We start from the raw sequence: 24950 nt of genomic DNA, 5'->3' as shown, positions 1-24950 counted from the left end.
TATTTATCATGATGCTTTCTCAAGGAGAAAATGTTGAACTTGAGTTTCATGACTATTACGTTTCGACAACTCAAGTTGATTATATAAAGAAAAAAAATATTCTTCAGATTACAATTAGAATGTTTATTAATGATTTTGAGGATGTAATTACAAAAAACAATAATTTAAAACTTGATCCAGATTCGAATTCTATCGAAATAAACAAACAATTGAATCAATATATAATTGAAAAATTTAAAATATTAGCTAACCAAGAGCCAATGATTCTTGATTTTATTGGAAAGGAGTATAAAACAGACATGCTACAAGTTTATTATGAGGTTAAATTATTTGAAAAGATTAAAAGTGTGTCTTTTGAAAATTATATTTTATTTGATTTTTTTAAAAATCAACAGAATATTATTCATTTTAAAATTGATAAATTCAGAAAAAGCTTTTTACTTGATGTAAATAATCCAAAAGCTACTTTATTCCTTGATTAGTTAAATATTATTTTTAAAAAAAATAATATTATATTCGATAACTTTAAATCAAGTTATAATGAAAAAATTTATTTACTCTATATCCCTTATAATTTTTATTAGCTTCAATACTAGTGCTCAAGAAGGTGTTTCTTCATTACCTAAACCAGGACATGGTAACAATAACAAATTTAAGCAATTATATGAAGAGTTTTCGACTCCAAATCGATATAGAACTGCTTCTGGAGCACCAGGTTCAGATTATTATCAACAACAAGTTGATTATATTATGGATATTGAGCTTGATGATAAAAACACAAAATTATATGGAGAAGAAACAATTATTTATAAAAACAATTCACCAGATCAATTAGATTATTTATGGATTCAATTAGACCAAAACATTAGAAAAAAAGATGCTCCAGCACTTGAAAAAAATGGAGGAGGAGCTGATCCACTTATTCCTGTTGAAGCTTTCGCTGCTAAATATTTTGACAAGCCTTTTGACGGAGGTTTTAATATAAACTGGGTTAAATCTAATTCAGGCTTACCGTTAAAATACACTATAAACAACACCATGATGCGAGTTGATTTACCAAATCCTATTGAGAGTGGTGAAAGTTATTCTTTTAAAATAAAGTGGTGGTATAAAATCAATAATCATGTAACAAATCGTGCAAGATCAGGGTATGAATTTTTTCCTACGGATGGAAATAGAGCCTATGTTATCGCTCAATTTTTTCCTAGACTAGCTGTTTATAATGATGTTGAGGGATGGCAGAATTATCAATTTTGGGGTAACGGAGAGTTTGCTTTAAACTTTGGAAATTATGAAGTTAACTTGACTGTCCCAGCGGATCATGTAGTAGAGGCAACTGGAGACTTGAAAAATCCTCGTGAAGTTTTAACAAATGAAGAATTTAAAAGATATAAAAAAGCTCAAAATTCATTCGATAAGCCAGTCATTATTGTAAATCAAGAAGAAGTAGTTGAAAAAGAATCTAAATTTTCAGAAAAGAAAAAAACCTGGAAGTATATAGCTAAAAATGTACGTGATTTTGCCTTTGCTAGTTCAAGAAAATTTATTTGGGATATGATGGCAGTTAAGGTTGGTCCAAGAAAAGTTATGGCTGTTTCACTTTATCCTAAAGAAGGAAATCCTTTGTGGGAAAAATATTCAACCATAGCTGTTGCGCAAACATTAGACACGTATTCAAAATACACGTTTGATTATCCATATCCTAAAGCAGTCTCAGTTCATGCTAAAAATCAAGGAATGGAGTATCCGATGATATGTTGGAATTACGGTCGTCCTGATGAAGATGGAAAGTATTCAGATCGAGTAAAGTTTGGAATGATAAGTGTTATTATTCATGAAGTGGGTCACAATTACTTTCCTATGATTGTTAATTCAGATGAACGTCAATGGGGCTGGATGGATGAAGGGTTAGATACTTTTATGCAGTATTTGACCGAACAAGAGTTTGGTGAGAATTTTAAAGAAGCAATTAACCCTCTTAGCAAATATCCTTCAAGAAGAGGTGAGCCTTCTAAGATAACTCCTTATATGTCAGGAAATCAAGATAATATTTCGGCTATAATGTCAAATCCTGAAAATGTTTTTCAATTAGGACCAAATGCATATGCAAAACCTGCAACTGCACTGAATATACTAAGAGAAACTATCATGGGAAGAGAGTTGTTTGATCACGCATTTAAAACGTATTCTCAACGATGGATGTTTAAACATCCAACGCCTGAAGATTTTTTTAGAACTATGGAAGATGCTTCTGCCGTTGATTTAGATTGGTTTTGGAGGGGATGGTTTTATTCAACGGATTATGTGGATATTGGAGTAAAAGGTGTTAAGAAATATAAAATATCATCTAAACCCGGACCAGAGGTAGATAAAATATTATCAGCTTATGGAATGACAGCAAATGATCTTGCTCCAGATTATGTATTTATGTCTCCTGAAAATGGAGAAAATAATGGGGAAGTAGATTTTAATAATTCAATTCCCTTAAAAAAATATATTGACGAAAGTTTTGGTGATAATTCAACTGAAAAAAATAATCTTCCAAAATATTTTTATGAAATTGAATTCGAAAAACCAGGTGGACTAGTTATGCCTCTAATTGTAGAGTATTCATATAAAGATGGAACTAAGGATAGAATAAAATATCCTGTACAGGTATGGAGAAAAAATGATAATTCAGTTAGAAAAGTATTAGCTACAAATAAAGAATTGATTGGAGTGAAAGTTGATCCTGACATGGAGACAGCAGATATTGACAATTCGAATAACAGTTGGCCAAAAGAAAAATCTTCTTCTGATTTTGAAAAATTTAAAGCAAAAATCAAAGGGTAGATTTTTATTTTTATAAAAATGAATTTAAACTGCTATTATAGTTCATTCTGGTTTTTTTATATTTGTTAAAAATTAGATAATGTTTCTATTTATAAGTGGAGCTGAAATAGCTTTAATTTTTTTTATTGTTTTGTTGGTTTTTGGTGCAGATAAAATTCCATCTATCGCAAGAGGAATGGCTAAGGGAATTACTCAAATTCGACATGCAACAAATGAAATTAAAACTGAAATTCAAAAATCATCAGACATCGAGGATTCTTCAGCCTCAGTTGTGAAAAAGTTAAATAAGGAAATTAAAAGTGCTAAAAAAGATTTAGATGAATTATCCGATTCAGTTAAACGTAATCTTTAAAGTTTTCTACTTAGACTAAGGCCGTCTCTTATTGGCAGTAAGATTGTTTCTAATTCAGAATGATTTTTTAAAGTAGTATTGAATTTTTGAAGGGCTTTTGTGTCTAAATCGTTTTTTTCTGGTTTTTGTAGTACTTTACCGCTCCATAACACATTATCAGAAATTAGAACTCCCCCCTTCTTTAGTCTAGGTACTATTAAATTCATATAATTCACATAATTACTTTTATCTGCATCTAAAAAAACAATATCAAATTCTTCATTTATTTGTTCAATTATATACATTGCATTTCCAACATGTTGATTGATTTGATTTTTTTTATCACTTTGTCTAAAAAAGTGATTTTGAAAATCTTTTAACTCCTCATTGATCTCTATAGTATGAATTTTACCATTTTTTTGAAGTCCTTCAGAAAGACAAAGAGTTCCATAACCTGTATAAGTTCCAATTTCAAGAATGTTTTTAGGCATAATTAATTTAGAAATAAAACTTAAAAATCTTCCCTGAATAGTACTACTAAGCATTCTTGGATGAAGAATTTTTTGATTGGTTTCTTTTCTTAATATTTTTAGTAAATCAGACTCCTCACTACTGTTTTTAATTGCATATTCAATGAGAGCTTCATCAATAAATTCCATAAATAATAAATTTAAAAATTACTTTATGGTCTTGCATATGAAAATCTTTCGATTAATTTAGGTAAGGCATATGCATCCAAACCGTTAATTGCAACAATTGCACCCTTATCGAGTTGAACTAATCCATCATCTAATAAAAGATTTTTATTTACGTATATAACCTCTATTTTCCCAATAATAAAAATCGTATTATTTTCTTTTATATCATATTCATTTATATAAGAACAACCAACTTGAATAGGAGAATTTTTAACAAAAGGGGCTTCAATTCCGTCTTTAAAATCATATTTTAATCCTGTTTCTTTAAACTCGGAATTTTCTTTTGAATATTTCGCACTTGTCTGATGAGCTGATTTGATTTGAGATTTACTTATTTGATTTAGTGTAAAGCAACCATATTTATGTATATTTTCATATGTGTGCCTTGGAACTTTGGTAGGTCTAAGAATAAAACCAATTAATGGAGGATTACTACCCAAATGTATAACAGAGCTAAACACAGCAACATTATTAATATTATCATTTGTTTTGGTTCCAATCAGGTTTGCAGATTTGTAGCCAGTAATACTATTAATAAGGTTTAACCTATAAATTTTTGACATTTTATTAATGTCTGTTTTTTTAAAGCTCTGCATTTATAATTAATTGTTACAATATACATCACCAACGTTATAACTTTGATAAGTCTTATCATCAACCTGTCCCGAAGAGTATTGGTCAGGAATATTTGTAGATTGAAGATTGTTGGTGTTGTTAGTTATATTATTTGCTTCAAATAAAAAATAATATTTATTTTCTATATATTTTTTTTCAATAATAGTTATGCAATCATCATTTTTTTGACAATTAAAAAACAATAAACAAAACAAAAGCACCTTTAAGGTTCTCATACTTTTAAATAAAATAGTTATAAATCCTTTCTGATAAAGTAATATCGTGTGATTGGTTTTTGAGTTTTTCCTTCAAGAATAAAAGAAGAGTCTATAAATTTTAATTCGAAATCCTCTCCTTGAAGAGTCTTGATTAGGTTGGCAAACGAAGGATCTTCTAGCTCAATAGTGTTTAATGATTTTCCATCATCTATAACAACCTTCATCTTCCCATTTTTATATCTATTTTCGGTATGCTGTTCTATTACAAGCCAATCCTGCGAGAATAAAGCATTAGAGGTGAGCAATAGAAGTAATATAATTTTTTTCATTTAAAAAATATAATATTTAAAATCTAAAGTAGTTAAAATTAAGTTTTTAAAAATTCTAATTTTTAAATTATTTTAATAAATCGCACTTTTTGGTTAAATTGTGATTGACATAGAGTTTAACTACATATTTCAGAGATATTTTTTGTGTTATTATTTTTTATTGTCTTGTTTGGAGGCTTTAAGGATTAATCATTTGTTAGTGCTTCTTTAGATTATGAAGATGATAAAATTTAAAAAAAATCATTAATAATAAGTCTAATAAAGTACCTTAATACCAATCTTTCAATTTAATTACTTTAGTTAATATTAATTAGCTTACTAATGATAAGTTATTGGGAAAAAATAGCATTTACTAACTATGATTTAATTGTCATTGGAGGGGGAATTTCAGGTCTATTTTCAGCATTGTCTTTTAATAAAAAAAAACCTAACGCAAGAATTGCGATTTTGGAACGAGATATTTTTCCAAATGGAGCGAGTACTAAAAATGCTGGTTTTGCATGTTTTGGATCTATTTCAGAGTTAATCGAAGACAGTATTAAAATGTCTGAACTTTCTTTACTTAATTTGGTAGAAAAACGTGTTAGAGGTTTAGAGCTTCTTAAAAAAACTATTTCTCAAAAAAATCTTGATTTAATAAATAATGGAGGTTATGAGCTTTTTTTTACTCAAAATCAAAATCTTGAAAGATCAATAGAAAAATATAATAAACTACTTTTCCCAATATTTAATAAAAATATATTTTCATTAAAAAATGAGAAAATTGAAAGTTTGGGTTTTTCAAAAAAAATAGTTAAGCAACTAATTTTTAATCCTTTTGAGGCTCAAATTAATACAGGAACTACTATTTATGAGCTTCAAAAATTAGCTAATCAAAAGGGAATTAAAATAATTACAGGAGCTAATGTAGAAAATTTTGATCTAAACTCTTTTGATCATGAAATTCATGTTTCAAATTTTAATTCAAAAATTTCATTTAAATCAAAGTATTTGGCTATTTGTTCTAATGCTTTTACAAAGCAATGGTTTCCTGATTATGATATTAATCCTGGAAGAGGAATGGTGTTAATAACTAAACCAATAAAAAATTTAAAATTAAAGGGATGTTTCCATTACAATAAAGGGTACTATTATTTCAGAGACTTTCAAAATAGAGTACTGTTCGGTGGAGGAAGACAGTTAGATTTAAAAAATGAAAATACCACAGAATTTGGAATAAATAAAATAATTAAAAAATCACTTCTTAATGATTTAGATTCCATTATTTTGCCTGATACTAATTATGAACTAGACATGGAATGGTCAGGTATAATGGCTTTTGGTGACACTAAGCAACCTATAATAAAAAAAATACACAAGAATGCTGTAATGGGTGTTAGACTCGGAGGAATGGGGGTTGCATTAGGAAGTTTAGTAGGGAAAGAAGTGTCAGATCTTCTTTTAGAGAATAGTTAATATTTTTTCTAATTCCATAGATCTAGAACCTTTAATTAAAATATTTTCTTCCTTAATAGGTTTATTTTCAAGATGAACTATTAATTCTTTTGTAGTACTGAATTGTTCTAGATTAGATAATAATATTCCAGTTTTTTTAAAATTTTCACCGACTGTAATTATTTTAGAGAACGATAATTTTTTTGCTAACCGAATTATTTCTTTATGTGCAGTTAAAGTATAATCTCCAAGCTCCAACATATCCCCTAAAATTAAAATATTCATATTAGAATAACTTTTTTTAAAACTTTTGACAGCTAGCTCCATGCTTGAAGGATTAGCATTATAAGCATCTAATATAATTTTATAGTTTTTTAGTTTTATTAATTGAGACCTATTGTTGCTTGATTTGTAAGATTCAATTGCTTTTTGAATTTTATTTATCGGAACTTTAAAGTAATTCCCAATAACAATTGCTGCTGCAATATTTTTAAGGTTGTATTCACCGTGAAGTGAACTTTTAAATTTAAATCCTTTGAAGCTTATCTCTAACTTGTTATTTCTATTTTGATATGATACTTGGTAATCTGATTTTTCATCTTGACCAAAAGAAATAAAGGGAGCCTCACCTAATTTTTTTACTTGGTTCTTATTGTCCAAATTTACAAATACAGTTCCTTTCGAAATTGTCAAATAGGTATATAGCTCTGATTTACCATTCACAACTCCATTTTCACTCCCAAAACCTTCAATGTGAGCCTTTCCAAAATTTGTAATAAACCCATGAGTTGGTTCAGCAATTTTACATAATTCTTCAATTTCTTTTAGATGGTTAGCACCCATTTCAATTATGGATAATTCAGCCGATAGTGGTAAATTTAATATAGTTAAAGGAACACCAATATGATTATTCAAATTCCCTTGAGTTGCATGAGTTTCATAGCCTTCTTCCAACACTACCTTTAGAAGGTCTTTTGTAGTAGTTTTACCATTACTACCAGTTATAGCAACTACTGGGCAAGTCAACTTCTTTCTATGGTAATTAGCTAGATTTTTTAATGTAGAATAGGTGTCTTTTACATATATAATTTTTTCATTTCTCTTAGATGTTTCAAAATCGTCAACAATAGCAATACAAGCACCCTGTTGAATTGCTTTTGACGCATATGTGTTTCCGTCAAATGAAGACCCCTTAAGAGCTATAAAAACTCCATTAATTAATCGTTTTCTTGTGTCAGTGTATACCCCTGATGCTTTCTTAAAAATTTTATATATTTTTTCTATTTCACTCATAAAAAAAAAGGCATCCATTAGGATGCCTTAAAAGAATTTAACGTCCACCACGTCGATGACGTGCTGATTTTTTATTTTTGCTTTTGGATCCAACTCGAGACATAGCACACCTAAAGCCTATATATTCTGTAGCTATATATTGAGGTAGAAATCTACGTTGAGACGGGTCCAGCCAATAAGCTCTATCTTTCCATGACCCACCTTTATAAACTCTAGTTTCATCAGTAATTAATGAACTTCTTTTACTAGAATCATCTTTCTTATATTCTTTTTTTCCAGTTTCTTCATTTGTTACTATCGATGGAGACTTAGGGGCATTGTACATGCCTGAGGTTTCAGTGCGGGTTTCCATTTCTCCTTCTTCAGGTGGTCCTTTAACAAACTCTCTAGAAGACTCTCTATCTCCATCACGAAAGTTACGATTATCACTTTCTGAAAAGTTTTGTCTTAAAAATGTTTCTTCCTCATCAATTGCTAATTGATCTAATTGTCCTGGTATTTTTTTTAGTATTACTCTCCCATTCGGTAGAGTATCGTAAATCAATTCATCCCTTGCAATAACAATAGCTTTTCCATCCTCTCCAATTCTTTTCTTATAGTAGATGTTTCCTCTGTAATAATTAAAATCATTGTATTCGTCATCTATTATAGGTCTGTAAACGTCGGCAACCCACTCGGCTACATTACCACCCATATCATATAATCCAAAGTCATTTGGAGGATAAGACTTAACCTGAATTGTTATATCTGCTCCATCGTCTGACCATCCAGCAATTCCTCCATAATCACCCTTACCAAACTTGAAGTTTGCTAACTGATCACCTTCCATTTTTCGATCTTGAGATCTTGTGTATTCTCCCTGCCAAGGATATTTTTTCTTACCTCTGTAATTGTTATACTCTCTATCCCCTACTAAAGCTAAAGCTGCATACTCCCATTCTGTTTCTGTTGGAAGTCTATAGGATGGTAGAAGAAGCCCACTGCCTACGCCAGCATATACATTTACTGTTGTTGTATCTTTTTTAGTAGTACCCCTTTTCCCAGAATTAATAAGGGGTATTTCTCCTCCATCAAGGCTATCAATTTTTGAACCGTATGCTGTTTCAGGCCTACTTAAGTATGCTTGAGTATTAAATGTGCTATTTGGATCTATACTTTCAAAACGAACATCTTTTTTAACATATGATTCTCTTTCTAGTAAAAATTCATTTACTCTATCTGTTCTCCACTCTGCATATTGAACTGCCTGAACCCAAGTAACTCCAACAACTGGGTATTCAGCATAAGCCGGATGGCGAAGATAATTAGTGGTAAGCTCCTCAACGTATCCAAGAGCGTTTCTCCAAACAAGAGTATCAGGAAGGGCTTGACGGTAAACTTGTCTATATATATTATTAGTTTGAGGAAAAACAGTTTCTAACCAGTCTAAATACTCCATATACATGATATTAGTAACCTCAGTTTCATCAATGTAAAAAGACATTACATGTTGTTGAGATGGACTATTATTCCAGTCATGAAGAACATCATCTTGAACTTGGCCTTTTGTAAAAGTACCTCCTTCGATAAATACTAATCCAGGACCAGTTTCTTGATCTTCAAAGTCAGTATTATATTGAAAACCTTTATCCTTTGCATTTATACCCCAACCAGTTCCTCTTGACGTATTATTTTTACCACAACCAGTAACTATTAATAATATTAGAACCAAAAGAGGTAAACGATATACAATTTTTATGCTCATATAAATACTTTATGTTTGTAAAACTTAAACAAATATAATAATTTTAACACTCTCATTGTTATTTATTAAATAACAGACTCATTAAAACATTCAATCCTAGAACGTTTAAAATAAATTTTTAGTATTTTTTTTTAAAAAAAATACCAAAAACGATATCTATTCGTTATAAATATGCAAAATGATAAAAAGTAAAATTCTATTTTTTGGAGTATCTGTCTTGATCATGTTTATCTTTAAAATAAATGCTCAAGATAGAGTTATTACTACAGGGGTTCCTTTTTTATTAATAACCTCAGACGCAAGAGCGGCAGGAATGGGAGATATTGGAGTAGCAACTAGTTCAGATGCTTTTTCTCAGCAATGGAACCCTGCTAAATATTCTTTTGTAAAAACATCAGGAGGTTTTGGGATAAGTTATACTCCTTACCTAAGTAAGCTAGTAAATGATATTTTTTTAGGAAATGTAACTTATTACAGAAAACTTAATGAGAGGAGTTCGTGGGCTACAAGTTTTAAGTATTTCAGTTTGGGTGACGTACAGTTTAATCAGGTTATTGCTGGATCAATTATAGATCAAGGGGTTGAGCGCCCAAACGAATTAACTCTTGACTTATCATATTCTTTGAAGCTAAGTGAGTTTTTTTCAATGGCTGTCGCTGTGAGGTATATTAGATCTGATTTAAAACTTTCCAGTGATTCAGATAATAATTCAGCAAATTCTTTAGGTGTTGATATTGCAGGTTTTTATCAAAGTAAATCTTTTGATATAAATGGTATGAATACAATTTTTAGATCTGGTTTTAACATATCTAATATAGGCCCTAGATTAAAATATGACGTAGGGGGAAAACAAAATTTCATTCCGACAAATCTTAAGCTTGGAACTGGACTTGAGATTTCTTTTGATGATGATAACACTTTGAATTTTAATTTAGAATTAAATAAATTATTAGTTCCTACTCCTATAGCTAGTTATGATGATTCAAATAAATTTTTAGGATATAAGCAACCAGATATAGGGTTTTTAAAAGGGATCATGCAATCTTTTAATGATGCTCCTGATGGATTCAAAGAAGAGCTAAAAGAAATTACATGGGCATTAGGTTTTGAATACGTTTTTCAGGAAGCTTTTTCATTAAGAACAGGATATTTTAATGAAAGCATAGAAAAAGGTGCTAGACGTTATGTGACTTTTGGAACAGGGTTTTTAATTAATCAAATGAACTTTAATGTATCTTATTTATTCTCTACTTCAAATGTAAGAAGTCCATTAGAAAACACATTGAGATTTTCTTTAGCTTTTAATATTCTAGAAAGCATTTAAAAATCCACAAGAATTCAGTATTTTTGTTTTGCTTAATTAAACACATATCATATAGGTTTTATGAAAAAAATCACCAAGGAGACATATCTTAATTGGTATGAAAACATGCTTTTTTGGAGAAAGTTTGAAGACAAATTAGCCTCTGTTTATATCCAACAAAAGGTAAGAGGCTTTTTACATTTGTATAACGGTCAAGAAGCTGTTTTAGCAGGTGCGCTACATGTTATGCAGCTCGGAAAGGATAGGATGATAACAGCTTACAGGAATCATGTTCAACCTATAGGAATGGGAGAAGATCCAAGGAGAGTTATGGCTGAATTATTTGGGAAAGCCACGGGAACATCATCTGGTTTGGGCGGTTCAATGCATATTTTTTCTAAAGAATTTAAATTTCATGGAGGACATGGAATTGTTGGTGGTCAAATTCCTTTAGGAGCCGGTATGGCATTTGGTGATAAATATTTTAACAGGGATAATGTTACTTTATGTTTTTTGGGAGATGGAGCAGTAAGACAAGGAACTTTACATGAAACATTAAACCTAGCTACTCTATGGGGCTTACCTGTTGTCTTTGTCGTTGAAAATAATGGATATGCTATGGGTACTTCTGTAGCGAGAACTGCAAGTCATCAAGATATTTGGAAACTAGGTCTTGGTTATGAAATGCCATGTGAGCCTGTAGACGGAATGAACCCTGTTGAAGTTGCAAAATCATTAGATAAGGCAATTAAACACGCTAGATCCGGAAAAGGTCCTTCATTTTTAGAAATGAAAACATATAGATATCGTGGCCATTCAATGTCAGATGCTCAACAGTACCGAACTAAAGATGAGGTAGTTGAATACCGTAAGATAGATCCAATTATTCAGGTTAAAGATGTTATAGTGAAAAAGAAATATGCAACACAATCTCAGTTAGATAAAATAGATGTATCTATCAAAGAGCGAGTGCTTGAGTGTGAAAAATTTGCAAATGAATCTCCATATCCTGATAAAAGCTTAATGTACGATGCAGTATATGAACAAAAAGATTATCCTTTTTTGAAACATAAATTAGATTAATATGCCTGAAATTATAAACATGCCCCGCTTGAGCGATACGATGGAAGAAGGCACAGTTGCTAAGTGGTTTAAAAAAGTTGGTGATAGCATTAAAGAGGGAGATATTTTAGCTGAAATTGAGACGGATAAGGCTACAATGGAGTTTGAAGCTTTTTATGAAGGCGAACTACTTCACATTGGTGTGAATGAAGGTGAAACTGCACCGGTAGATAGCTTGCTTGCTATTATTGGTGAAAAAGATGAAAATATTTCAAAATATATAGATAAACCTTCCAAAGATTCACTTTCTAAAAAATCTGATGTGAAATCAGAAAATAGAGTAGTTAAAGAAACGAAACCCATTACTAATATCAATAAAAATTTAGAGGTTATTAATATGCCAAGATTAAGTGACACAATGGAAGAAGGGGTCGTAGCTTCATGGAATAAAAAAGTTGGTGATATTGTTAAAGAGGGAGATATTTTAGCCGAAATTGAGACAGACAAGGCCACTATGGAGTTTGAATCTTTTTATTCTGGACATTTAATTTATATAGGGGTAAAAGAGGGCGAATCAGCTTTGGTTGATAGTGTTTTAGCGATTATTGGAGATAAAGATACTGATGTTGATGAAGTGCTACTTTCATTAAATTCAAGTAAAGAATCTAGTACTATAAATGAATCAAGTAATACAACTAAAAAAGAGGAATCTTTAAAAGAGAAACCTAAGGAGTCAGAAAAACCAATTAAAAATATTAAATCTGAAATAATAAATAATGATAGAATTTTTGCTTCTCCATTAGCTAAAAAGATTGCTACTGAAAAAGGAATAAAAATTTCACAAGTAAGTGGGACTGGAGATAATGGTAGAATTATAAAAAGAGATATTGAAAACTTTAATTCTAGTAATATCGTTTCAAAAGAAAATTCAACTTTAAATAGAGAAGAGTCTTTATCTGAATTTGCAAACAGCCAAATGCGAAAAGCTATTGCTAAAAGACTTTCTCAATCAAAATTTTCAGCACCCCATTATTATTTAGGAGTTGAATTTGACATGGAAAATCTAATTTCATTTAGAATTCAGCATAATAACTCAACAGATTCAAAGATTTCATTTAATGATTTAATTATAAAAGCATCAGCAAAAGCTTTGAAGCTTCATCCTGAAGTTAATTCTAGATGGTATGATGAGAAAATAGTTCACTTTAATCATGTTCATGTGGGAGTTGCTGTCGCAGTCGACGAAGGGCTTGTAGTCCCTGTTGTTAAATTTGCAAACGAAAAAAGCTTATTACAAATTGGTGAGCTAGTTAAAGAGTTAGCAATTCGAGCAAGGTCTAAAAAGATAACGCCAGCCGAAATGGATGGAAGTACTTTTACAATTTCCAATCTTGGTATGTTTGGTATTTCTGAATTTACATCCATTATTAATCAGCCTAATTCAGCTATTTTATCTGTTGGTGCAATAATTCAAAAACCAATTGTCAAAGAGGGTAAGATTGTAGTAGGAAACACAATGAAACTTACATTGGCGTGCGATCATAGATCAGTTGATGGTGCTACTGGCTCAGCATTTCTTAAAACTTTAAGAAATTTTATAGAAAATCCGATAGGACTCTTATTATAGTCTATGATAAACAAAAAAACTATTTTAATTACAGGAGCTAGTAACGGTATTGGTTTTGAGATAGCTAAAACAGCCGCTTCTTTAGGGCATAAAGTAATAGCTATTTCTAGAGACATAACTAATTTAAAACCTCTTATAAATGTTGACTCATATTCTGTTGATATAACTAATGATTCCTTAATAGAATCTTTTGTTAAAAATCTAATTCAAAAAAAAATCAAATTAGATATTTTAATAAACAATGCAGGATTACTGGTAAACATGCCTTTTGAAGAAACTTCTATTAAAACTTTTAAAAATGTATATAATGTTAATGTCTTTGGGGTTGTATCCGTTATTCGTATGTGTTTACCAATAATGAATAAAAAAAGCCATGTTTTAAATATTAGTAGTATGGGGGGAGTTCAGGGTAGCTCAAAGTTTCCAGGACTTTCTGCCTATTCAAGTAGTAAAGGAGCTTTAATAACATTAACTGAATTACTTGCTGAGGAATACAATGAAACAGGCCCTTCATTTAATGTTCTAGCCCTTGGAGCTGTACAAACCGAAATGTTAGAAAAGGCTTTTCCTGGATATAAATCAAATGTTTCAGCTAAAAAAATGGCCTCTTATATTTTAGAGTTCTCAATTTCAGGACATGAATTGTATAATGGAAAATTGATTCCAGTTTCTTTATCCACTCCATAATGGATAATCATTTTAAAACGATATTTGACTACACGCCAGTTCAGGCTCACTCCATTTTAGCAAAATACATAAAGGAATATCCGGTTAAATTTAAAATATCAAAAAAAAGATATACTAAGCACGGAGATTACAGAATTTATTTTAATGGCTCTGAACAGATTACAATTAATTCTAATCTTAGCCCGTTTAGATTTTTAATAACTTTAATTCACGAGATAGCTCATTTAGTCACATATAAATTTCATAGTAAAAATATAAAACCACACGGAATTGAATGGAAAAAAACATATATAAACCTAATGACTCCATTTTTAAATTCAAGTATTTTTCCTGAAAAACTTCTGCCAGTTTTAAGAAAACATTTTATAAACCCCAAAGCGTCTTCAGACTCTGATATAGAATTAGTAACAGCATTGCATACCTATGAAAAAGATGATAAATTATATGTTTTTAAAATTCCTGAAGGAGAGTATTTTAAAATATATAACGGTCGAGTTTTTAAAAAAGGACCAAAACTTAGAAAACGTTTTGAATGTGAAGAGAAATCATCAGGAAGGAAATATCTATTCAATCCAATAGCTGAAGTAACATTATAAATCAGCTTTACTATTTTTTAAAGCTTTTCTCGCCTTCTTTAATATTTCTGATGAATAAACAAAGTCAATAAACGGTTTATTATCAGTATCAAAAATATCTAGGTTTGAACCTTCCCATTCTTTTTTTCCATTCTGAAGAAAAATAATATTTTCTCCAATTTCCATAACAGAATTCATGTCGTGAGTATTAATTACCGTTGTTATGTTATACTCTTTTGTTATTTCTTGAATTAAATTATCAATTAGTATTGAAGTTTTTGGATCTAATCCAGAATTGGGCTCATCGCAGAATAAAAATTTTGGATTCATAACAATAGCTCTAGCGATGGCTACTCTTTTTTGCATACCCCCCGAAAGCTCTGAAGGCATTTTATAATTTGAATTAGTTAAATTTACTCTTTTAATAACTTCATTTACTCGATCTAATATTTCCTCATCATTATTATTAGTAAACATTTTTAATGGAAACATAATATTTTCCTCAACATTCATTGAATCAAAAAGAGCACTTCCCTGAAAAACAATTCCCATTTCCTGTCTAAGCATCCTCCTTTGTTTTTCTTTCATATCAATTAATGACTCATCTCCAAAAAATATTTCTCCTTTTTCAGGAACATGCAATCCCAATAAACATTTTAATAAAACTGTTTTTCCAGATCCACTCTGACCAATAATTAGATTTGTCTTTCCTTTTTTAAAAGAAGCACTAATATTATTTAGTATAGTTGTTTTGTCAAAAACCTTAAAAATGTTTTTTACAGTTATCATTAAGCAAGAATTAATTGAGTTATTATAAAATTGGCTAAAATTATTACCACACTAGTCCAAACAAAAGAAGTGGTACTTGCTTTTCCGACTTGAAGAGCTCCGCCCTTGAGATAATATCCATGAAATGCAGGAACTGTTGCTAAAAAAAATGAGAATAGAGTAGTCTTAATAAAAGCATATTGTATATGAAAAGGGTTAAAATCAAGTTGAAGTCCTTCAATAAATATAGCACTAGAACAAAGGCCACCTGTTACGCTTGCTACATAACCCCCCAAAATTCCTAAAAACATTGAAAGTGTTATAACAAATGGATATAGTAATAAAGCAATTATTTTAGGAAAAATAAGATAGTTATAAGTGTTAATCCCCATGACCTCCAAAGCATCAATTTGCTCTGTAACTCTCATCGTTCCAATACTTGATGTTATATATGAACCTACCTTTCCAGCCATAATTATAGACATAAAAGTAGGGGCAAATTCTAAAATAACAGATTGTCTCGTAGCATAACCTATAAGATTTCTAGGAATTAAAGGATTGCTCAAGTTTAGAGCTGTTTGTATCGCAACCACACCACCCACAAAAAAAGAAATAACACTAACAATGCCAAGAGACCCAATAATTAGCACTTCTATATCCTTAAAAATCAGAGTTCTAAGTACAGACCATTTAGTAAACTTTCCAAAAACTTTTTGAAGCATTAAAAAGTAACTTCCAATATTTATTAAAACCTTCATGTCTTTTGTAAAAATACAAAAAGGAAAAAACTATATGTGAAATAAAAATTAGTATTGATAAGAAACGGCATTTATGTTCATTCCGGCTCCTACACTAGCAAAAAGAATTATATCTCCTTTTTTTATTTCATGACCATTATACTTTTTTTTTATAACTAAGTCTAGAAGTGTTGGAATTGTTGCAGTAGAGCTATTACCAAACACTTCAATATTCATCGGTAAAACATCTTTAGGAGCTTTTAGGTCATATAGTTTATAAAAACGTTTAACAATAGCTTCATCCATTTTTAGATTTGCCTGATGAATAAATATTTTTTTCAAATCTTTTATATCATGACCACATTCGTCAAAACATTTTTTCATAGCATTAGGGACTTTGTTTAATGCGAATTCATATACTTTTCTCCCTTGCATTTTAATGTACTTAGTATCATCGGAGTTTAAGTTATTTGATTTTCCATAGCATATATAGTTTGCTTCATCATTATTAGAGTAAGTAACAGTTTTATGACTTAGAACTCCATCACTCTTATTTGAAGATTCAATAATTACAGCTCCAGCTCCATCGGCAAAAATCATTCCATCTCTATCATTTGAATCAATGACTCGAGATAAAGTTTCAGATCCTATAACTAGACATCTATTTGCAATTCCTGCTTTTATAAAGGCATTAGCTTGAATAACTCCTTCTAGCCAACCTGGACAGCCAAATAAGATGTCGTAAGCGACACAATTAGGGTTTTCTATTCCAAGTTTTGACTTCACTCTAGATGCCAGTGAAGGCATAGCGTCTAATTGATTTGATCCTTGAGTTACGTCTCCAATATTATGAGCTAAAATTATGTAATCAATAGTTTCTGGGTTAACAGATGATGATTTAATAGCGCTTATGGATGCTTCTGTAGCTATATCAGAAGATTTCATGCCGTTAGTTACATATTTTCTTTCTTTTATCCCTGTAATTGATTCAAATTTATCAATGATTTCCTCATTTTCAGATTGAATTTTATTTCCTTCAATATCTAAAAATGAATGATCTAGAAAAGCATTATTATTTTTAACTTCAGATGGAATATAGCTTCCGGTCCCAATTATTTTTGAATTCATCATATATTGACAATACTATTAATATTTACATTTCTATTAACAATAAAAACTAAATTAACTGTAATGTTCATTTTTTTTTAAAATTATAATAGATTACAAAATATGTTTATAAATCATTGATTATCAATATTTTGATATTCATTTAATGGAGTGCAGCTACAAATTAAATTACGATCCCCAAATGCTTCATCAACTCTTCTAACTCTTGGCCAAAACTTATTTTCTTTTACAAAATCTAAAGGGAAAGCTGCCTTCTTTCGGCTGTATTTGAATGGCCAGGAATCATTAGTAATCATTGATAAAGTATGAGGTGCATTTTTAAGAATTTCTATTCCATCTGGGTTATCACTTTCAATTTCTAACCTAATAGAAATCATCGCTTTACAAAAACGGTCAATTTCATTCAAGTTTTCGCTTTCTGTAGGCTCAATCATCATTGTTCCTGCTACAGGGAATGATACAGTAGGAGCATGAAAACCATAGTCCATTAGTCTTTTTGCTATATCAACAACTTCAACGCCTTTTTTCTTGAAGCTCCTGCAATCTATTATTAGCTCATGAGCAGCCCTTCCATTTTCTCCAGTATATAAAATTTCATAAGCACCTTCGAGCGACTTTTTTATATAATTTGCATTTAAGATGGCTATTTTAGTAGAATTTTTCAATCCATTTTTCCCAAGCATTTTTATATAGCCATAAGATATAATACAAGCTAATGCAGACCCCCATGGGGCCCCAGCAATAGCGTTTATTCCTTTATTACCTCCTGTTTTTATAATAGGATTAGATGGAAGAAATGATGCTAAATGTTTTGCTACACATATGGGTCCAACTCCAGGCCCACCTCCTCCATGAGGAATTGCAAAGGTTTTGTGTAAGTTTAGGTGACATACATCAGCACCAATAATAGCAGGACTAGTTAAACCAACCTGTGCATTCATATTAGCGCCATCCATATAAACTTGTCCACCACTATCATGAATAAGTCTTGTTATCTTTTGAATATGACTCTCAAAAACTCCATGAGTTGATGGATATGTGATCATTAAAGCTGCTAAATTTTCTTTGTAAAGCTCAGCCTTTTCTTTAATATCATTCCAATCAATATTTCCATTTTTATCTGTATTTATAACAACAACTTTCATTCCTGCCATTACAGCTGAAGCTGGGTTAGTTCCATGAGCTGAAGCTGGGATTAAACAGATATTACGATGTCTATTGTCTCTTGAAAGATGATATGCTCTTATAACCATTAAACCGGCATACTCTCCTTGAGCTCCAGAGTTTGGTTGAATTGAAGTTGCGTGAAATCCAGTTATCTCATTTAGTTGAGAAATTAAAGCTTTTAAAATTTTATGATACCCTTTAGCTTGATTAACTGGAACAAAAGGATGAATACTGTTCCAATTAGGTGAGCTTAAAGGAAGCATTTCTGCTGCTGCATTTAGCTTCATTGTACATGATCCAAGTGAAATCATAGAATGATTTAAAGCTAAATCTTTTAATTCAAGACTTTTAATATATCTCATTAACGCTGTCTCAGAATGATAAGAATTAAAAACAGAATGAGTCATAAAACTTTTTACTCTAGTCGTTGATTTAGGGATTCTAATTAGAGAAATATGATTTTCTTTTTCTTTCTTATTTAAATTATTTGCATAAATACTAAATATTTTGAATAAAGCCTCCAATTCAATTTTATCTGTTGTCTCATTTAATGAAATAGACACAGTATTATTATCAATATAATTTAAGTTAATTTTAGCTTTTTCTGCAATTAGTCTAATTTCTTCAGATTCAACATTAACTTTAAGGGTGTCAAAATAAAACTTATTTAATTGATTAATACCAATATTATTTAGCATTTTTTCCAATTTTTTTGCATTATCATGTATTTTATTTGCAATATACTTTAACCCCTCGGGCCCATGATAAACAGCATACATTCCTGCCATTACAGCTAAAAGAACTTGAGCTGTACATATATTTGAAGTAGCCCTATCTCTTTTTATATGTTGTTCTCTTGTTTGTAAAGCCATTCTTAAAGCGGGATTACCATCCGTGTCTTTGGTTTGCCCAATAATTCTTCCAGGTATGCTTCTTTTATATATTTTTTTTGTAGCAAAAAATGCTGCATGAGGACCTCCATAGCCAAGCGGAATTCCAAAACGCTGAGTAGTTCCAACAACTACATCTACATCATAAGATCCAGGTCCCTCTAACAAAACTAAGCTTTGAATATCAGCAGCTACAATACATTTAATATCTTTTAATTTGAGTTTTTCTGTAATCTCCGGAAGATTTACTATTTCACCATGTTTTCCTGGATATTGAATTAAAGCTCCATAAAAATTTTCATTAAATTCAAAGGTTTCAGGATTACCAACAATTAGTTCTATTTCTAAAGGTGTTGCTCTTGTTTTTAAAACCGATAATGTTTGAGGAAGAATTTGATCATGGACAAAAAATTTATTTGCACCAAGTTTTTTAATTTTTGAATTAAAAAAACTATGTAACATAGTCATTCCCTCTGCTGCAGATGTGCTTTCATCTAATAAAGAAGCATTTGCTATTTCCATACACGTAAGATCACAAATGACTGTTTGAAAATTAAATAAAGCTTCTAATCTGCCTTGAGCAATTTCAGCTTGATATGGAGTGTATGCAGTGTACCATCCAGGGTTTTCCAGAATATTTCTTTGAATTACAGCTGGTGTAATGGAAGGATTATATCCAAGCCCTATGTATGTTTGAAAAATTTTATTTTTTTCACCTACTTCTTTTATATGTTTTAAAAAATAATTTTCACTTATTCCGTCAGGAAGATTCAGGGGTTTTTTTAATTGAATACTTTTTGGAATTGTTTCATCAATTAAGTCATTTAAATTTTTAACCCCTAGTGATTTCAACATTTTATTTACTTCATCTGAACTAGGCCCAATATGTCTTGATTCAAAAAGATCTGTGTTCATTCTTTTTTTTTCAAAAATAGTTCAAAATTTAATTGTATTATTTAGATATGTACATCTATTTTAAAAATTTTTCAACTAAAAAAATAAAATAAAAAAGCACTTTGTTTAGTTTTACAAAATGAAACTACTTAAAACCCTTTATTCTTTTTACTTGCTAAGCAGTTTACATGTTTCTTTTGCAGTTTGGGCCTTATATAAAGTGTCTTTTATTTATTTTAATTCAACTGAAAACCTTTATCTAGATGGACTTGTGTTTACTTCATCAGTTGTTGGATATAATGTAATAAAGTATGGATCAATGTTTTTAAAAAACAAAACACTGGTTTCAAAAGAAATAATTTTTATCACTTTTTCGTCATTATTAATTGGTATATGGTGTTTTTTTTATACTCATTTGTTAACACAAGTTGTTTTTATACTGAGTTTTATTTTAGTAATTTTTTATATTATTCCAAATCCTTCTTCAAAAATAAATTTGAGAAATTCAAATGGTGTTAAGATTTTTTTAGTTGCTTTTTCATGGACTTTGGTAAGCTATGTTTCTCTAACAAGTCAGATGAATATTCTTGAGTTCAATCAAAATGTTATTTTGGGTATTCAACGTTTTATTTTCGTTTTGGTTGCTACAATTCCGTTCGAGATTCGAGATATTAACATAGATGATAGTGAGCTTGGTACTTTGCCCCAAAGGTTTGGAGTTTTTAAAAGTAAATTATTAGGGATTCTACTTTTAACATTAAATACTTGTTTGCTTTATTTTGTCATTGAAATCAATTTGATATTTAAAATTATTGAATTTTTTATTTATTTAGTTCTAGGCTATGCATTGTTAATTTCATCTACCAATAAACCTTTAAGCTTCACAAGGTTTTGGGTTGAGGGAATTCCAATAATTTGGATATTTACTTTGCTTATATTAAACCAGATCTTCTAATCAATGCTTCTGGATCAGGCTCTTTGCCTCTGAATTTCTTATAAAGTTTCATAGGGTGTTCTGTCCCCCCTTTAGAAAGAATATTATCTTCAAATTTTTTAGCAACTTTAGAGTTAAAAATACCATTTTCTATAAACATTTCAAACGCATCAGCATCCAATACCTCTGCCCATTTATAACTATAATAACCAGCAGAATAACCTCCCTGAAATATATGAGAAAATGAAGAACTTAAGCACTGATCTTTGTATGGTTTTATAAAATTAAATTTATCTAAAATCAAATCTTCATGTTTTTTTATATTTTTAATTTCATGTGAATTCATTGAATGATAACTCAGGTCAAGTGATGCAAAGCCAAGTTGTCTAAGGTTCTGAATTCCTTGCTGGAAATAACTAATAGCCTTTATTTTTTTTATAAATGATTTAGGTATTAGTTTATTAGTTTTATAATGTCTAGCAAAAATATTTAATGCCTCTTCTTCATAACACCAGTTTTCCATTATTTGACTAGGTAACTCAACAAAATCCCATAAGACATTTGTTCCACTTAAGCTTTCATAATACGTATTAGCTAAAATGCCATGAAGAGCATGTCCAAATTCGTGAAATAGTGTTGTTACGTCTTGAAAACTAATTAGAGATGGTTTTGATTTATTAGGAACCGGAAAATTACAAACTACAGAAATATGTGGTCTTTGATTTTTTTTTTGACCAACATAACTGGTCATCCATGCTCCACTTCTTTTACCTGCTCTTGGATATAAATCCAAATATAGCAAAGATTTAAAATTATTATTTCGATCATATACTTCATAAGCTCTAACTGATTTAGCATAAACTTCTATTTTATTATTAATATTAAAACTTAAGCCGTAAAGTTTATTCAATATTTTAAATAGACCCAAAATAACATTATCTAGCGAAAAATATTTTTTTAATTCAAGCTCATCCAGTTCTAAAGATGATTTTTTTAATTTTTCTGTCACAAATGCGATATCCCATTTTTCAAGTTTGTTTATCCCTAAATTTTGATTAGAAAACAAGGTTAATTCATCCCATTCTTTTTTAGCAAAAGGAAATGACTTTAAATATAGCTGACTTATAAAATAATTTGTATTTTTTTCTGTCAGAGACATTCTTTCTTCTAAGACAAAATCAGCATGAGATTTATAACCAAGAATTTTCGATCTTTTATGTCTCAGTTTTATTATTTCTTCAATTAATAAGATTGTATTATTCTCGTTTTTTCTATAACCTCTGCTTCCATATGCTATAGAAATTTCTTTTCGCAAACTTCTTACTTCTGAATAAGTTATAAATGGTATATAGCTTGGTGCGTCTAAAGTAAAAACCCATCCTTTTAAATTTTTGCTTTTTGCTTTTGATTTAGCTTCATTTATTGAAAAATCAGGAAGTCCTTTTAATTTTTTTTCATTTTTTATATGAAGTAAATAGATATTAGTGTCAGCTAGTATTTTTTCACCAAAAGAAAGAGATCTTATAGCTAGAATTTCATCTACTTGTCTTAATTTTTCTTTTTGTTTTGTTGACAATAATGCTCCATTTCTAACAAACTCATTAAATTCTTTTTCTAATAAAGTATTTTGTTCAGGAGATAGTATTGATTTATCAGACTTTAAATAAACAAATTTTACCCTTTTAAAAAGTTTTTTATTTAAAAGTATATCGTTTTTGTATTTGCTTAAATGTGGTGCAATTTTTTGTGTGACTTCTTGCAATTTAGGAGAGGTCTCAGCACTATTCAAATTAAATAATAAACTTACATTTCTACCTAATTGTTTACTTGATTCTTGTAAGCCATTAATTGTGTTATCAAAAGTTGGAATTTCCTTTTGGATCGATATAAGTTCAATCAAGGAAATAGAATCATTGATATTTTTCAGAATAGCTTCAACGAAATGTTCTGGAAGTATTTTTGAAAAAGGAGCTGATTTAAAAGGAGTTTGAAATTCAGTAAGAAGAGGGTTTTGCAATTTATTTATTTATATTTTTTGAGCTATCAATTACTTTTTGAGATAATTCGTTTTTGTAATCAATTATTTTTTTTTGGGTTTCATTTGAATCTACACCAATAATTTGAGCAGCTAATATCCCAGCATTTTTAGCACCATTTAATGCAACGGTCGCAACTGGAACGCCACTGGGCATTTGTAGTATGGAGAGAATTGAATCCCATCCATCAATGGAATTACTAGATTTTATTGGAACACCAATAACAGGTAAAGGACTTAAAGAGGCAATCATTCCTGGTAAGTGAGCTGCGCCTCCAGCTCCAGCTATAATAACCTTTAAACCTCTTTTATGAGCATTCTCACCATATTCCATGAGTTTAGAGGGTGTTCGATGGGCGGACACTATATCAACCTCAGCAATTATATTAAACTTTTTTAAAATTTCAATCGCTTCTTTCATTACTGGAAGATCTGATTTACTACCCATTATAATTCCTACTTGTTCCATTTTATTCAGAGATTACTTCAATTATTGATTTAACTTCTTCTGCAATTTGCCTTGCTTTATCTAAACTTTTATTAACTATTGACACGTGTCCCATTTTCCTAAACGGACGAGTTTGTTTCTTTCCATAAATATGAGGAGTAACTCCGTTTATTGCAAGAATTTGGTCAATATTTTTATAAACAACAGGCCCATTATGATTTTCTTTTCCAACTAGATTTACCATAACTCCTGATACTTTATTACCACTATCACCCAATGGAAGATTTAAAATTGCTCTAATATGCTGTTCAAACTGATTTGTATATGATGATTCAATTGTTAAATGTCCAGAATTATGTGGCCTTGGTGCGACCTCGTTGACTAAAATTTCTCCTGTCTCAGTTAAAAACATCTCAACAGCAAGAAGGCCTATATGTTTATATTTTTTCGAAACTTCTAAAGCAATTTTCTTTGCCCTTAATTTGATTTCACTTGAAATTCTAGCAGGGCAAATAACATATTCTACTTGATTAGCAGTTGGATGAAACTCCATTTCAACAACAGGATATGCTTTAGTTTCTCCTTGTTCACGTCTAGCTATAATTACAGAAAGCTCATTTTTAAAAGGCACAAAGTCCTCAGCAATGCAATCACAATCTAGAAGATTTTCTAAATCTTTATTTTTCTTAATTACGGAAACTCCATATCCATCATATCCCATTTCGGATGCTTTCCAAACAAATGGAAAGGAAAGGCTTCCTTTTGCTATAGCATTTTTCAAAGTTTCCAAATTTGAAAAACTTTTATAGTTTGAAGTTGGAATATTATTTTTTATATAAAATTCTTTTTGTGAAGATTTATTTTGAATAATTTCAATTATTTCGGGTTGAGGAAATATTTTAACTCCCTCTTTTTTAAGTTTATAAAGGGCTTTTATATTAATATTTTCAATTTCAATTGTTAAAATATCAACTTTTTTTCCGAAATCTAAGACAGTTTGATAATCTGTCAAATCTCCTTGAATAAAAACATCACAGGCCAGCTTTGCTGGAGCTTCATAATTAGGATCTAAAACAAAGGTTCTTATATCCCATTTTCGAGTACTGTACAGTAACATTTTTCCAAGTTGCCCACCTCCTAAAATTCCAAGTTTTTTATTTGTTGAAAAAAAATTCATTCAATACTTTTTGTCAAAAATACG

Annotated in this window: 23 protein-coding genes; 10 read left to right on the top strand and 13 right to left on the bottom strand. The window is 30.0% G+C overall.

From position 1 onward, the window contains the following. The 3 genes from AC34EU_RS01470 to AC34EU_RS01460 all read left to right on the top strand — a co-directional run. The coding region (locus AC34EU_RS01470; protein WP_489696002.1) for a DUF6702 family protein at positions 1 to 482 on the top strand (482 nt) is incomplete at its 5' end. Between the two features lie 58 nt (positions 483 to 540). Beyond that, positions 541 to 2832, top strand: coding sequence for a M1 family metallopeptidase (locus AC34EU_RS01465; RefSeq protein ID WP_489666532.1), 2292 nt, complete (start codon positions 541 to 543; stop codon positions 2830 to 2832). A 79-nt stretch (positions 2833 to 2911) separates the two neighbouring features. Next, positions 2912 to 3184, top strand: a complete 273-nt coding sequence (locus tag AC34EU_RS01460) for a Sec-independent protein translocase subunit TatA/TatB (protein WP_487533142.1) — start codon at positions 2912 to 2914, stop codon at positions 3182 to 3184. Here the strand turns inward: AC34EU_RS01460 and AC34EU_RS01455 are convergent. Genes AC34EU_RS01455 through AC34EU_RS01440 form a run of 4 tightly spaced genes read right to left on the bottom strand, consistent with a single transcriptional unit; the run spans position 3181 to position 5023 of the window. Further along, the gene (locus AC34EU_RS01455; RefSeq protein WP_487533144.1) at positions 3181 to 3822 is read right to left on the bottom strand and encodes an O-methyltransferase; all 642 of its coding nucleotides are present in this window, start codon (positions 3820 to 3822) and stop codon (positions 3181 to 3183) included. The genes AC34EU_RS01460 and AC34EU_RS01455 overlap by 4 nt on opposite strands. 23 nt (positions 3823 to 3845) lie before the next feature. Next, complete coding sequence (locus tag AC34EU_RS01450) at positions 3846 to 4424, bottom strand: flavin reductase family protein (protein ID WP_487533145.1); 579 nt, start codon at positions 4422 to 4424, stop codon at positions 3846 to 3848. Positions 4425 to 4463: 39 nt separating this feature from the next. Further along, positions 4464 to 4712 carry a hypothetical protein gene (locus AC34EU_RS01445; protein WP_487533146.1) on the bottom strand — a complete coding sequence of 83 codons (249 nt, stop codon included), beginning with the start codon at positions 4710 to 4712 and terminating at the stop codon, positions 4464 to 4466. Between the two features lie 17 nt (positions 4713 to 4729). After that, positions 4730 to 5023 (bottom strand): hypothetical protein, encoded by a 294-nt coding sequence (locus AC34EU_RS01440; RefSeq protein WP_487533147.1) that lies wholly within the window; start codon positions 5021 to 5023, stop codon positions 4730 to 4732. Between the two features lie 321 nt (positions 5024 to 5344). Between AC34EU_RS01440 and AC34EU_RS01435 the strand changes: the two genes are divergently transcribed. Next, positions 5345 to 6478: an NAD(P)/FAD-dependent oxidoreductase gene (locus AC34EU_RS01435; protein WP_487533148.1), complete on the top strand. Its 1134-nt coding sequence runs from the start codon at positions 5345 to 5347 to the stop codon at positions 6476 to 6478. Here AC34EU_RS01435 and AC34EU_RS01430 read toward each other — a convergent pair. Beyond that, entirely contained in the window at positions 6464 to 7768 is a 1305-nt protein-coding gene (locus tag AC34EU_RS01430) for a UDP-N-acetylmuramoyl-tripeptide--D-alanyl-D-alanine ligase (RefSeq protein ID WP_489666529.1), read from the bottom strand. The genes AC34EU_RS01435 and AC34EU_RS01430 overlap by 15 nt on opposite strands. Positions 7769 to 7787: 19 nt before the next feature. Continuing rightward, positions 7788 to 9494 carry a gliding motility lipoprotein GldJ gene (gene gldJ / locus AC34EU_RS01425; RefSeq protein ID WP_487533150.1) on the bottom strand — a complete coding sequence of 569 codons (1707 nt, stop codon included), beginning with the start codon at positions 9492 to 9494 and terminating at the stop codon, positions 7788 to 7790. 178 nt (positions 9495 to 9672) lie between these two features. Here gldJ and porV point away from each other — a divergent pair, with 178 nt between their 5' ends. Genes porV through AC34EU_RS01400 form a run of 5 tightly spaced genes read left to right on the top strand, consistent with a single transcriptional unit; the run spans position 9673 to position 14769 of the window. Further along, positions 9673 to 10818 carry a type IX secretion system outer membrane channel protein PorV gene (gene porV / locus AC34EU_RS01420; protein WP_487533151.1) on the top strand — a complete coding sequence of 382 codons (1146 nt, stop codon included), beginning with the start codon at positions 9673 to 9675 and terminating at the stop codon, positions 10816 to 10818. Between the two features lie 60 nt (positions 10819 to 10878). Beyond that, positions 10879 to 11880 carry a pyruvate dehydrogenase (acetyl-transferring) E1 component subunit alpha gene (gene pdhA / locus AC34EU_RS01415; RefSeq protein ID WP_487533152.1) on the top strand — a complete coding sequence of 334 codons (1002 nt, stop codon included), beginning with the start codon at positions 10879 to 10881 and terminating at the stop codon, positions 11878 to 11880. 1 nt (position 11881) lies between these two features. Then, positions 11882 to 13486, top strand: coding sequence for a dihydrolipoyl dehydrogenase family protein (locus AC34EU_RS01410; RefSeq protein ID WP_489696001.1), 1605 nt, complete (start codon positions 11882 to 11884; stop codon positions 13484 to 13486). 3 nt (positions 13487 to 13489) lie between these two features. Then, positions 13490 to 14173 (top strand): SDR family NAD(P)-dependent oxidoreductase, encoded by a 684-nt coding sequence (locus AC34EU_RS01405; RefSeq protein WP_487533154.1) that lies wholly within the window; start codon positions 13490 to 13492, stop codon positions 14171 to 14173. After that, positions 14173 to 14769: a SprT-like domain-containing protein gene (locus tag AC34EU_RS01400; RefSeq protein ID WP_487533155.1), complete on the top strand. Its 597-nt coding sequence runs from the start codon at positions 14173 to 14175 to the stop codon at positions 14767 to 14769. Before AC34EU_RS01405 ends, AC34EU_RS01400 begins: the two co-directional genes overlap by 1 nt. Here the strand turns inward: AC34EU_RS01400 and AC34EU_RS01395 are convergent. From AC34EU_RS01395 to gcvP, 4 genes are all read right to left on the bottom strand, one after another. Continuing rightward, positions 14764 to 15537 (bottom strand): ABC transporter ATP-binding protein, encoded by a 774-nt coding sequence (locus AC34EU_RS01395; protein WP_487533157.1) that lies wholly within the window; start codon positions 15535 to 15537, stop codon positions 14764 to 14766. The genes AC34EU_RS01400 and AC34EU_RS01395 overlap by 6 nt on opposite strands. After that, positions 15537 to 16274, bottom strand: a complete 738-nt coding sequence (locus tag AC34EU_RS01390) for an MlaE family ABC transporter permease (RefSeq protein WP_487533158.1) — start codon at positions 16272 to 16274, stop codon at positions 15537 to 15539. Before AC34EU_RS01390 ends, AC34EU_RS01395 begins: the two co-directional genes overlap by 1 nt. Before the next feature lie 48 nt (positions 16275 to 16322). Next, complete coding sequence (locus tag AC34EU_RS01385; RefSeq protein WP_487533159.1) at positions 16323 to 17381, bottom strand: 3-oxoacyl-ACP synthase III family protein; 1059 nt, start codon at positions 17379 to 17381, stop codon at positions 16323 to 16325. A 113-nt stretch (positions 17382 to 17494) separates the two neighbouring features. Beyond that, positions 17495 to 20353, bottom strand: a complete 2859-nt coding sequence (gcvP, locus tag AC34EU_RS01380; RefSeq protein WP_487533160.1) for an aminomethyl-transferring glycine dehydrogenase — start codon at positions 20351 to 20353, stop codon at positions 17495 to 17497. 118 nt (positions 20354 to 20471) lie between these two features. On the opposite strand from gcvP, the gene AC34EU_RS01375 reads away from it, so the two are divergent. Beyond that, positions 20472 to 21287 carry a hypothetical protein gene (locus AC34EU_RS01375; RefSeq protein WP_487533161.1) on the top strand — a complete coding sequence of 272 codons (816 nt, stop codon included), beginning with the start codon at positions 20472 to 20474 and terminating at the stop codon, positions 21285 to 21287. Here AC34EU_RS01375 and AC34EU_RS01370 read toward each other — a convergent pair. From AC34EU_RS01370 to AC34EU_RS01360, 3 genes are read right to left on the bottom strand one after another with little or no spacing between them, the layout of a single operon-like run. Beyond that, positions 21265 to 23283: a M3 family metallopeptidase gene (locus AC34EU_RS01370; protein WP_487533162.1), complete on the bottom strand. Its 2019-nt coding sequence runs from the start codon at positions 23281 to 23283 to the stop codon at positions 21265 to 21267. The two genes, AC34EU_RS01375 and AC34EU_RS01370, sit on opposite strands and share 23 nt — an antisense overlap. 1 nt (position 23284) lies before the next feature. After that, entirely contained in the window at positions 23285 to 23770 is a 486-nt protein-coding gene (gene purE / locus AC34EU_RS01365) for a 5-(carboxyamino)imidazole ribonucleotide mutase (RefSeq protein WP_487533163.1), read from the bottom strand. 1 nt (position 23771) lies between these two features. Continuing rightward, complete coding sequence (locus tag AC34EU_RS01360; protein WP_487533164.1) at positions 23772 to 24926, bottom strand: 5-(carboxyamino)imidazole ribonucleotide synthase; 1155 nt, start codon at positions 24924 to 24926, stop codon at positions 23772 to 23774. Between the last annotated feature and the right edge of the window lie 24 nt (positions 24927 to 24950).

This window comes from Candidatus Marivariicella framensis (assembly GCF_982709265.1).
Note: the sequence above shows the minus strand (reverse complement) of the source record. Positions and strands in the feature narration are given on the sequence as shown.